The sequence below is a fragment of the Candidatus Palauibacter australiensis genome, from assembly GCA_026705295.1.
Taxonomy (GTDB): Bacteria; Gemmatimonadota; Gemmatimonadetes; order Palauibacterales; family Palauibacteraceae; genus Palauibacter; species Palauibacter australiensis.
In genome coordinates this window covers 1-9,892 of record JAPPBA010000090.1, presented here as the reverse complement: position 1 = coordinate 9,892, position 9,892 = coordinate 1, and the positions used below count along the sequence as shown (strand labels likewise).

10 protein-coding genes and 1 tRNA gene are annotated in these 9,892 nt (G+C 67.2%); 4 read left to right on the top strand and 7 right to left on the bottom strand.

The features are described 5' to 3' along the window. Positions 1 to 635: serine hydrolase (locus tag OXN85_07030; GenBank protein ID MCY3599707.1), on the top strand; the 635-nt coding region annotated here is incomplete at its 5' end. Positions 636 to 683: 48 nt separating this feature from the next. Here OXN85_07030 and OXN85_07025 read toward each other — a convergent pair. Then, positions 684 to 756 (bottom strand) — tRNA-Ala (locus tag OXN85_07025). A gap of 155 nt (positions 757 to 911) precedes the next feature. On the opposite strand from OXN85_07025, the gene OXN85_07020 reads away from it, so the two are divergent. Together OXN85_07020 and OXN85_07015 are read left to right on the top strand one after the other, a co-directional pair. After that, positions 912 to 1,544 (top strand): twin-arginine translocation signal domain-containing protein, encoded by a 633-nt coding sequence (locus tag OXN85_07020; GenBank protein ID MCY3599706.1) that lies wholly within the window; start codon positions 912 to 914, stop codon positions 1,542 to 1,544. Beyond that, positions 1,541 to 3,160 (top strand): GMC family oxidoreductase, encoded by a 1,620-nt coding sequence (locus OXN85_07015; GenBank protein ID MCY3599705.1) that lies wholly within the window; start codon positions 1,541 to 1,543, stop codon positions 3,158 to 3,160. The genes OXN85_07020 and OXN85_07015 overlap by 4 nt, the downstream gene beginning before the upstream one ends. 15 nt (positions 3,161 to 3,175) lie before the next feature. On the opposite strand, the gene OXN85_07010 is transcribed toward OXN85_07015, so the two are convergent. The 3 genes from OXN85_07010 to OXN85_07000 all read right to left on the bottom strand — a co-directional run bounded on the left by OXN85_07010 (position 3,176) and on the right by OXN85_07000 (position 5,945). Beyond that, the gene (locus OXN85_07010) at positions 3,176 to 4,468 is read right to left on the bottom strand and encodes a type II toxin-antitoxin system HipA family toxin (protein ID MCY3599704.1); all 1,293 of its coding nucleotides are present in this window, start codon (positions 4,466 to 4,468) and stop codon (positions 3,176 to 3,178) included. Then, on the bottom strand, positions 4,461 to 4,811 hold the full coding sequence (locus OXN85_07005; GenBank protein ID MCY3599703.1) for a helix-turn-helix transcriptional regulator: 351 nt from the start codon (positions 4,809 to 4,811) through the stop codon (positions 4,461 to 4,463). The genes OXN85_07010 and OXN85_07005 overlap by 8 nt, the downstream gene beginning before the upstream one ends. Positions 4,812 to 4,967: 156 nt before the next feature. Next, positions 4,968 to 5,945: a DUF1684 domain-containing protein gene (locus tag OXN85_07000; GenBank protein ID MCY3599702.1), complete on the bottom strand. Its 978-nt coding sequence runs from the start codon at positions 5,943 to 5,945 to the stop codon at positions 4,968 to 4,970. Positions 5,946 to 6,206: 261 nt separating this feature from the next. Between OXN85_07000 and OXN85_06995 the strand changes: the two genes are divergently transcribed. After that, entirely contained in the window at positions 6,207 to 7,376 is a 1,170-nt protein-coding gene (locus tag OXN85_06995; GenBank protein MCY3599701.1) for a Fic family protein, read from the top strand. A 32-nt stretch (positions 7,377 to 7,408) separates the two neighbouring features. On the opposite strand, the gene OXN85_06990 is transcribed toward OXN85_06995, so the two are convergent. From OXN85_06990 to OXN85_06980, 3 genes are all read right to left on the bottom strand, one after another. After that, positions 7,409 to 8,806, bottom strand: a complete 1,398-nt coding sequence (locus OXN85_06990; protein ID MCY3599700.1) for a Xaa-Pro peptidase family protein — start codon at positions 8,804 to 8,806, stop codon at positions 7,409 to 7,411. 5 nt (positions 8,807 to 8,811) lie between these two features. Beyond that, a complete protein-coding gene (locus tag OXN85_06985; protein MCY3599699.1) occupies positions 8,812 to 9,597 on the bottom strand; it encodes a nucleoside-binding protein in 786 nt (261 codons plus the stop codon). 51 nt (positions 9,598 to 9,648) lie between these two features. Beyond that, on the bottom strand, positions 9,649 to 9,892 hold a 244-nt coding region (locus OXN85_06980; protein MCY3599698.1), incomplete at its 5' end, for an NCS2 family permease.

The following is a 9,892-nucleotide window of genomic DNA, read 5'->3' as shown; positions in this document are numbered from 1 at the left end:
TCCGGGACGACCCGCTCGTCGCGACGCCCGGGACCGAATGGTCCTATTCGAGCTATGGGTTCAACCTCATGAGCGCCGTGATCGCGGCGGCTTCCGGACGCGGGTTCCTGCGGTACCTGGGCGAGGAGGTGTTCGAGCCGCTCGGGATGCTCCGCACGGGCGGAGACCACACCGACAGCCTGATCGTGAACCGCGCGCGCCCCTACGACCGCACGCCGGACGGCCGCCTCATCAACGCCCGCTACATCGACAATTCCCACAAGTGGGCCGGGGGCGGCTTCCTCTCCACGACGGAGGACCTGCTGCGCTTCGCCCACGCGCACGTCGAGCCGGGACTCTTCAGCCAGGAGACGCTGGACCTCGTATGGACATCCCAGCGCACTGCCTCCGGCGAGGAGATCGGGGTCGGGATCGGCTGGCGCCTCTTCCCGCCCTCGAGAGGGGGCGGGCGCCGCGCCGTTGGGCACGCGGGCGGCGCGATCGGCGGCAACGCGCTGCTCATCATCTACCCGGACGACGGGGTGGCCGTCGCCGTCGCCGCGAACGTCGCGGACATCGGTTATCCACAGGGCGGCGCGCTCGTGTTCGGAGACGCGATCTACGAGATCGCCGACCTCTTCATCGAGGCTCGCTGAGCGATTGAACGATCCGACCGCCTCCCGGCGGTGGGGCTGTTGAGGGGATGGAGCCGATCGGATTCGAACCGACGACCTCCTGCTTGCAAAGCAGGCGCTCTCCCAACTGAGCTACGGCCCCTCGATAGCGGGACACGGCGGTGCCCCAAGGGGGTGAAGGATGGGGCGAGCGCCTTTCGCTCGCCAGTTTCGGCGCCCGGGAGTTGCGACGGTTCCGGCTCGATACCTACGCTCCATTCAAGATTACGGGCAGCCAATCTCCGGAGGCCGGTGGCCATGGCGGAATCTCGCAGGACGTTTCTGAAGCAGTCTGCCGCGACGGTGGCCGCCGTTTCCCTGGCCGGTTGCGCTCCCGAAGCCGCTGGCGGGCGGGCGGCCGAGACCGACGGAGACGCGCTCTCTCGTACCGAGGGCACCACCCCCGTCCCCCTCCCCGCCGAAACCCTCCGGGCCGTCGCCGAAGCCGTCCTCCCGGACGAACTCGGCGAGGACGGCCGCGAACGAGCCGTGCGCGCCTTCGAGCGCTGGTCCGACGCGCTGGAGCCGGTCGCCGAACTGAGTCATCCGTACCTGGTGCCCGAGATCCGATACTCGGGGCCGGATCCCAGACCGGGGTGGGTCGCGCAACTCGAGGGTCTGGAGAAGGAGTGCGGGAGCCGCCACGGAATGTCCCTCTCCGACCTCGAAGTACCCGGTCGCCGGGAACTCCTCGCGCGTCCACTTGCGGACGCCGAGCCCGGCCTTGGGGCGCCTCAGAGTGCGGACCACGTCGCGCTGGCCCTGATGGCCCACTTCTTCGGCTCCGCGATCGCGACGGATCTCTGCTACGGGCGGGCCATTCGGAGGGAACTCTGCCGCTCGATCGAGGGGGCCGAAGACGAACCCGCGCTGTTGGGAACCCCGTCGTGAGCCGCACACGCCGTCGCTCGGCAAAGCGAGTCGTGGAGAGCGACGTCTGCATCATCGGCGGCGGGATCACGGCCGCCATGGTCGCCGAGCGGCTCGCCGAGCGGACCGGCGCCTCGATCACCGTCGTCGAGGCCGGCGAACGGACGGCATCTCTCGATGAACGGTCCGACACCCGGGCGCGGATGCTGGCCTATGGCGAGAATCCCTGGCCCAACGACCATATCCGCGGTCAGACGGGCACGGGCGCCATGTACAATTCCATGGTCGTGGGCGGTGCGGCGATGCACTGGGGCGGCGCGGTCCCGCGCTTTTCCCCGGAGGACTTCCGCCTGCGGTCGCTGTACGGTGTCGCCTCCGACTGGCCTATCTCCTTCGACGACATCGAGCCGTATTTCCAGGAGGCGGAGGAGCGGATCGGCGTGGCCGGCGAACAGGGCCCTCCCGAGTACGACCCCCGCTCGAAGCCCTACCCCATGCCGCCGCTCCCGCTGTCGTACAGCCTCGCACGCATGCGGGAGTGGACGGAAAAGACGGACATCCCATTCTGGACGCAGCCCTGGGCACGCAACACGGAGCTGTACCAGGGGCGGAACATCTGCCGCCGCTGCGACACCTGCTTCGTCTGCCCTACGGGGGCGAAGTACACGCCCGACTTCGCCTTCGACCGGCTGCTGGCGGACGGGCGCATCGACCTCGTCACCCGAACCCTCGTGCGTCGCCTGAGCCTGGAGCCGGGCTCGAACCGGATCGCGGTCGCAGAAGCCGTCGACCAGGACGCACCCGACGAGCCCGTCGAGTTCCGCGCCGGCACGTTCGTGGTCGCCACCGGCCACGCCTGGAGCTCCCACCTCCTGCTACTCTCGGCGAACAGCCGCTTCCCGGACGGTCTCGCCAACCGCACCGGAAACGTGGGGCGGTACATGACGGGACACTGGTACCTCAGCGGCTTCATCAACCTGCCGCTGCGCCTCTACCCCGGCATGTTCGTCTACAACAGCCTCCTGTCCCGCCGCTTTGCGAGTCCGGGACCGCTGGACCGCTACGTGCGCCACGACCTGCGCCTCTGGGAGTCCAACGTCGGCCGCGGCCCGAGGCTCAAGGGCGAAGACGAACAACTCCTCTGGGGCGACGAGATCATGGCCGACTGGAGGGCCCGCACGGAGTCCGAGTCCACCGCGCGCGTCCGCGCCTACTACGACCTCCTCCCGGACCGGGACAGCCGCCTCACGCTCGACGCCGGAAGTACGAACGAGCTGGGCGACCCGATGCCCCGGATCGACTACCGTCCGGCGCAGGAGAGCATCGACCTGCAGGACCACACGGTCGAGACGATCTCCGGACGCTTCGAGGAACTCGCCCGCGCGGCCGGAGGCTCCATGAGGAGCATCGGGCGGCCGTCCGAGCTGTGGGAGCATCCGGGCGGCGGCTGCCGCATGGGCGACGATCCGGCCACGAGCGTCGTGGACCGGTGGGGCCGCACCCACGATCACGAGAACCTCTTCGTGGTGGGGGCGCCAACGATCGTCTCGGGTGGCTGCGCGAACGGGACACTCACGTTCTGCGCCCTCTCCCTCATGTCCGCCGAGGAGATGCAGAGGGGACTCCCCTCGGCCTGACGCGGACGCCTACCGTCACCGCAGGTCGAAGCGATGCGTTTTCGCGATCCGCCCGGCATCCCTTTCCTCGACGCCCGCTTCGGATGCGAAATGCCGCCAGTTGCCGACCGCGGTGAGTACCCGGTCGATGACGCGGCTCGCGGCCGGGATTTTGAGGCCGGAGGTCTCCGCGAACTTCAGCAGGTCGACGCGTTCGAAACCGTCGCGTTTGCCCGCCATGCTCATCTGGTGCCGACCTGTCCATCTCCCCCGCGGATTGTAGGCGTACGCCACGTCGTATGCCGGCGACAGTCGCCACGCCCCGCTACGGTTCATCAGGAACGTGATGTTCTTCACGTGATCGTCCTGATTCCGCGCGACGATGTTGAAGACCGCCCGGCGGTACTGCTCCTCGACCACTGCCATGCCGAGCCCGAGCCTCCGGATCGTCTCCACCGCCTGCTCGTACGCATACGCACCCGGCAGGTTGTAGTCGAAGTGCCGCAATGCCGCGAGGGACTGCATGTGGATCTTCCGCCCCTTCGCGCCGCGATCGAACCGCCGCGTCATGAAGTGGCTCCGGCCGCCCTCGTGATGCAGGCGGCATTCCGACATCTCAATGCCGGCTTCGCGCGCCATCAGGTGATACGCGTGCTCGATCCGCCCGTAGCCGAGCGGATCGGCGAGTTCCCGGTCACGATTGTTGGCGACGCCGTCGAATTTGAGGATCCAGTGCTCGAATCCGGCCTCAGCGTCCACCTGGCCGGACCGGAACTCCCCCGTCTCCGGATTCCACGCGAGCACCGCCTTCGCCCGTGCGCCGCCCGCGGAGGTTCCCACGCGAAGGATGTCCTCGAGCGCTTCGCCGTCTCCGCCGCTGTCGAGCCTGCCCACCAGTCGGCCACGTTCGTCGAGAACCCGGTTGGCGAGATCGACCAGTTGCGCGATCTCAACCCCGCCCCCGTTGCCGCTTCGTAGCGCCGGCTCGAACTCCAGCGCCCCGACGCCGCGCCTTCCGATGTAGCAGAGCCGGTCCACCGGACTGAAGTCCTCGAGACGGCGTCCGGTCTCCGCCAGCCAAACGTCGATCAGCCGGTGGCCAAAACTGTCCGGCAAAGCGTCCGCAAGCAGGCCGGGCAAGCCCCTGAACGCCTCACCGAGCGCGGGGAAGGCATACGGCGTTTCGCGCACGGGCATCGCCATCGGAGAGACCTCGATGCCGGCCGACAGGAACGCGGGATCGTATTGGAACACGCCGACTCCCCGCCCGACATCCCAGGACACGGCGCCGATCCGGCGGCCCCACAGGTTCACGCTTGCGTCAGTCATTCGACTCGTCGGCCCACGACCAGGGATCGCCCGGCGACGCGTCCTTCCGGGGACGCGCGCGCTGCCGTTCCCTTCCGCCGGAGTCCACGCGTTCAATGGGCCGGACTTCCACCGGTGGCACCGCGCTCAACAGACCCTCCCCCAAGCCAAGGGCAATCGCGACACGCAGCAGGCTGTCCAGGCCGGACGGTTGGCCGGCCTCGATGCGGCGAAGCGTGCGCAGTCCTATTCCCGCCTCTTCGGCCAGCGTCCGCTGCGTCACGTTCCTCGCAAGGCGCAGCTTCGCAAGGCGACGCCCCATTTCGGTCCGCAGCGCACGGGAAGTCAGATTTTCGTGCGTCACGCCAGCAGCCAGGATCAGCTCCTATCTCCGCAAACCGCCGTTGGTCCGAGCCCCAGATTGCCGCTGGATCGATGGGATGTCAAGAGGCCATATGTTGCCTCTAATAACGTGCAGTAAACTTATAAGGCCATATATTACCTGTAGCAGGGGCGTCGGTTACGGCCGCTTCTCACCGGCGGTGAGGGCGAAGCGGAGGTAGTTCTCGCGCGGTGGGAGGCTGCACACGGAGTGGGGTGTGAAGGCGCAGGGCGCGTTGTAGGCGCGGTTGAAGTCGATCGTCGTCCAGCCGTCGTCGTCCGGGAAGGGCGCGCGCATGTAGCGGCCCGCCTGGTAGGTGTCGGTCACGGCGGTCGAGTCCCACAGGCTGATGAAATAGGAGCGGCTCGACGCGCCGGCGAAAGCCATGAGGCGGTGCTCCGCCCCGTCGACGCGAAAGACGAGATCTCCGGGCGCGGTGTTCTCGAGGGTCCCGCCCCTCACGTCGGCCAGCGAGACCGTGCGCGGCTCCGGATAGGGCTCGAAGCGTGCCGTCACCCGCCAGTCGTTCGTGATCGGGAAGTACCCGGGAAGCTCGAAGGCATCGAGCCGCGGGGCGTCCGTATCCCAGACCCGGAGCCACAGCCTCTCCGTTCCCGGCTCCGCGTGGACCCGCATCCCGAGCGACCCCAACGCCAGGCGGACCGTCCCCTCGCTACGGTCGTCCGGCAGCGGCATCGGCTCCGTGACGGGGTCGCCGACCGCGCCGGACATCTGGTCTCTCAGACTCAGGCCGCTCCCGGCTTCGGGAACGAGACGCACGGCCCCACCATCGAGGTGGAGGGTTCCGGCCAGGGGCGGCGCGTCTTCCTCCGGCAGAACGATGGCCGCGGACGGATCGGAGCCGAACGTGTTCGCGCCTTCCCGCAACTCGAAGAGCCCATCCCAACTGATGACGCCCGCGTTGGGGTTCGCGAGGCTGCGCCGCCGCCCCTCCCGCCACTCCTCGTGCTCGGCCGCCAGCGCGTCGGACTCCACCGGCGCCGGATCGGGCCACCCGTCGCGGGTGCAGCCACCCGTTGCGGCGCAAAGCAGCGCCGCGGCCAACCCGATGACGGCTTTCCGGCCGATACCGATCAACCCCTCCACCGTTCTCATGTCGCAGCATGCGTCAGGTAACCCGACCCGTGCAACCCGGCAGCAGGAGCAACCTAAGAAAAAGTTTCTTCGTTAGCCGAGGCGTAACGAAAGAAAACGTCATTTTTCTTTCCTTAGCAGCGTCCCGAGAGGGCGTAAGGAAAAGTTCCTTCGTTAGCCGAGGCGTAACGAAAGAAAACGGCAAAAATATTGCTTAGCGGATGTGGACGTGAGATTATCAAGCAGCATCAAGTGAAGATCAAGGCACGATTCGGGTCAAGAATGAAACGTGAAGCGACAGGCACTTACGACGTTACGGTAGCCGGCGGGGAAACCGTACGAGCGTTCATACCCGTAGCTTTGCCACCCTCGCCGGACATCGACCTCCGGGAAGGGCTGCGCCAACCGTTCGAGTCAGCTGCCGCCGCATTGGGGCGACTCGACGCGGTGACCGAGCTTCTTCCGGACGCCGCCTACTTCGTGTACGGATACGTGCGGAAGGAGGCCGTGCTCTCCTCTCAGATCGAAGGTACGCAGTCTTCCCTTTCCGATCTCATGCTGCACGAAGCGGGCGGGGTACCTGGCGTCTTACGGGATGACGTCGTCGAGACATCCAATTACGTCGCCGCATTGTATCACGGAATCCAACGCCTGCAGGACGACAACTTCCCGCTCTCGAATCGCCTCATGCGAGAGATGCATGCCAAGCTTCTCGCGAGCGGCCGTGGCGCGACGATGATGCCCGGCGAGTTCCGGCGTACGCAGAACTGGATTGGGGGTTCGCGTCCCGGAAACGCCGCGTTCGTTCCCCCACCACCGAACCATGTGGAGGAGTGCATGGCCGCGCTTGAGCGGTTCATTCATGCAACCGATGATGATCTGCCCGCTCTCATCAAAGCGGGACTCGCGCATGTGCAGTTCGAGACGATTCATCCGTTCCTCGACGGAAACGGGCGTCTGGGTCGCTTACTGATCACGTTGATGTTGTGCGATGCCGGACTCCTGCGTGAACCCCTCCTGTATCTCAGCCTCTACTTCAAACAGCATCGGGACACCTACTACCGACTCCTCAACGACATGCGTCGCACGGGAGATTGGGAAGCGTGGCTCCGCTTCTTTCTCGAAGGTGTGCACGAGGTGGCAGAGGGTGCTGTTGCGACCGCCCGATCCGCACTCGAACTCGTCGCGGACAACCGTGCCCGGATCCAGGAGGGACGACGGGCAAGTTCAACTCTACGGGTACACCGCGCGCTGGTAGAACGCCCGGTCGACAGCATCAACGGACTCGCTGAGCGCACGAGTCTCTCCGGTCCGACGGTCGCCGCCGCTCTGAAGTCCCTCGAAGAGTTGGGCTTCGTGAGCGAAATTACGGGCCGCCAGCGGGGCAAGATCTTCGCCTATGACAGTTACCTCGCCGTTCTCCGGGAGGGAACGGAGGAACCGCCGGGATAGCGCCAGCGACACCCGACGCCGAGGGTCTCCATTCAGGGGACCAACTCCTCCAGGGCGTTGGGGTCGCGGGGGAGGGCGTCGGTGATGACTTCGGCGCCGTCTTCGGTAACCAGGAGGACCTCTTCCACGAACGCCGAGACGCCGAGGTCGTGGTTGTAGTACCACGGCTCGATCGTGAACACCATCCCGGGCGCGAGCGGTTCGTCGAGAAGGGCGGGATCTCCGGTCGAGAGCCCGATGTGGTGGCCGAAGAAGGAGGGCGTCTGCATGTAGCGCTCCTCCTCGTCCGGGATCGCGTCGTACGCCACCTGCGTGAGTTCGCGCAGGGTGACGCCCGGGCGCACGGCGGCAATGACGGCTTCCGTTGCCCGGGTGCTCACGAGGAGTTTCTCGCGCTGGATCTCGGTGAAGGCGCCGTTCACGGGGAACGTGCGGCCGACGTCGCTCACATATCCGTTGATCTCGCACCCCACGTCGAAGATCACGAGGTCGCCGTCCTCCATCCGGCGGTTGCGGCGGTCGTAGTGGGCCGCGAGGACGCGCCACGGCCAGAGGCTGTTGGGGCCCGACTTGATGATCGGCGTGAAGGGGATGGACTGGGCGCCCGCCTCCCGGCAGGCGCGCTCGAACTCGCCCTGGAGCGTGCGCTCATCGACCCCCGGCCGAACGAGGGCGGCGGCGGCCCGGATCCCGGCCATCGTGGCGTCGGCCGCGCGCCGCATGCGCATGATCTCGGCGGGGGACTTCACCATGCGCAGACGCGCGACGATCTCGAACGCGTTCACCAAGCGCGCGTCCGGATAGTCGTCCCGCAGTCGCCGGATCAGAGATGCCGTGGGGTCGAGGCTCCCGACCAGCGGGACGACCGGATCGGAGACCTCACCCGCGGCGCCCGCGTTCACCCGAAGGATCTCGCCCCTCCCCACGCGCTCGCGGAGAAAGCCTTCGAGTTCGGCGATGTCGCGATAGTCGTCCGCGCCGCCGATCCCGCGGATCCGGTAGTCCTCGAGCAGCGGGCGGCCCGGGAAGTCGTTCGGTCGGCCCGGGTTCTCGAAGCGCGGATCCCGCTGCGGCATGAAAAGGATCGCGAGGTCGCGCCCTGCGTCCAGCACAAGCATCGACTGGGGGACTTCCAGCCCCGTCAGGTACCAGAAGTCCTCGAGCTGCCGGAACGTCTCGCCGTGCGTGATGCCGTCCGACGAGGGGACGAGCAGGAGACCGCCCCCGGTGGCGCGCAGGCCGTCGAGGATGCGGTTGCGGCGAAACTCGTATTCCTGCGGGCGGAAGCCCGGGCGGACCCAGTCGGAGTAACGCTGCTCCGGCGTCTGCGCCGAGAGCGGATCCGGACCGCCCGCGACGGAGCCCGCGCCCGGCAGGCCCGCGAGCAGGCAGCTCGCGACGAGCAGGCTACGGGTCCGATGGGCGGGCACCGCGTTCAAAGCCGCCACACCACGAGGAACTGGACCACGCTCTCCGACACATCGGTCCCCAGCTTGTTACGCCAGTACTGGTATTCGACGCCGCTCATGAGGCGACCTCCGTCTCCCCCCAGGATCCGGCCGATGTCCACGGTCAGCTGCGGCTGGGCGAGGATCCAGGCACGGACTTCGTTGCCGAACTCGTCCGTCACCGCGCTGATGTACTCCGCGTGGCCGGTGAAGGTGAAGGTCTGGCCCAGCATCTCCCACGTCGCGAGCCAGTTCACGTCGAACATCCAGCCGTTGTCCGTCGCCGGCGCGCCGCCGTTGTCGACCCCGCTCGAAGCGTCAACGAGGCGGGCGAAGTCCGTATTCAGAAAGATGAACCCCGGAATGTCCCACGACGCGCGGAACCCGGGCGTGTACTTGAGCACCTTCGCCTGCGAGCCGTAGTTCACGCCGCCGAGCAGGGCGAAGTCGCGGATCGGGCCGAAACCCGCGCGGCCGCCGCTGATCTTCCCCAGACTCAGCGAGGGATACCACTCGCCGTACAGGTCCTTCTCGTTGAACCCGTCGTTCCCCCCGTCCGCCGTGTAGTCGAAGAACATGAAGTGGTCGCCCCAGGACCACTGCGCGGCGTGCTGGAAGGTGACGACGGTCGTTCCGTGTCTCGTGTCCGCGAACGGGTTCACGAGCTTGCCGAGCTGGAGCTGGAATTCCGCCTGGCCGGCCGCGGCCGCCGGCGCCGCGAGGAGGAGCAGAACTGTGGACAGCCCGCAAAGTGACCGTGCGGTCTGATTCATTCAGCCTCTCTATCGAGGAGGAGCAGGGCCAACGTGTCACGCGCCGGGAGGTTACAGCCAGATGAACTTCGCGGCGAACACCAGCGCCACCACGAGCAGCATCGGCGGACACTCGCGCCAGCGGCCCGCCAGCACCTTGATGGCGACGTAGGTGATGAAACCGAGGCCGATTCCGTCGGCGATGGAGTACGTGAGGGGTATGGCGATCGCCGTCACGACCGCGGCGGCGGACTCCGTGATGTCGTCCCATTCCACGTCCTTCAACGCGCGCGCCATGAGACACGCGACGTACAGG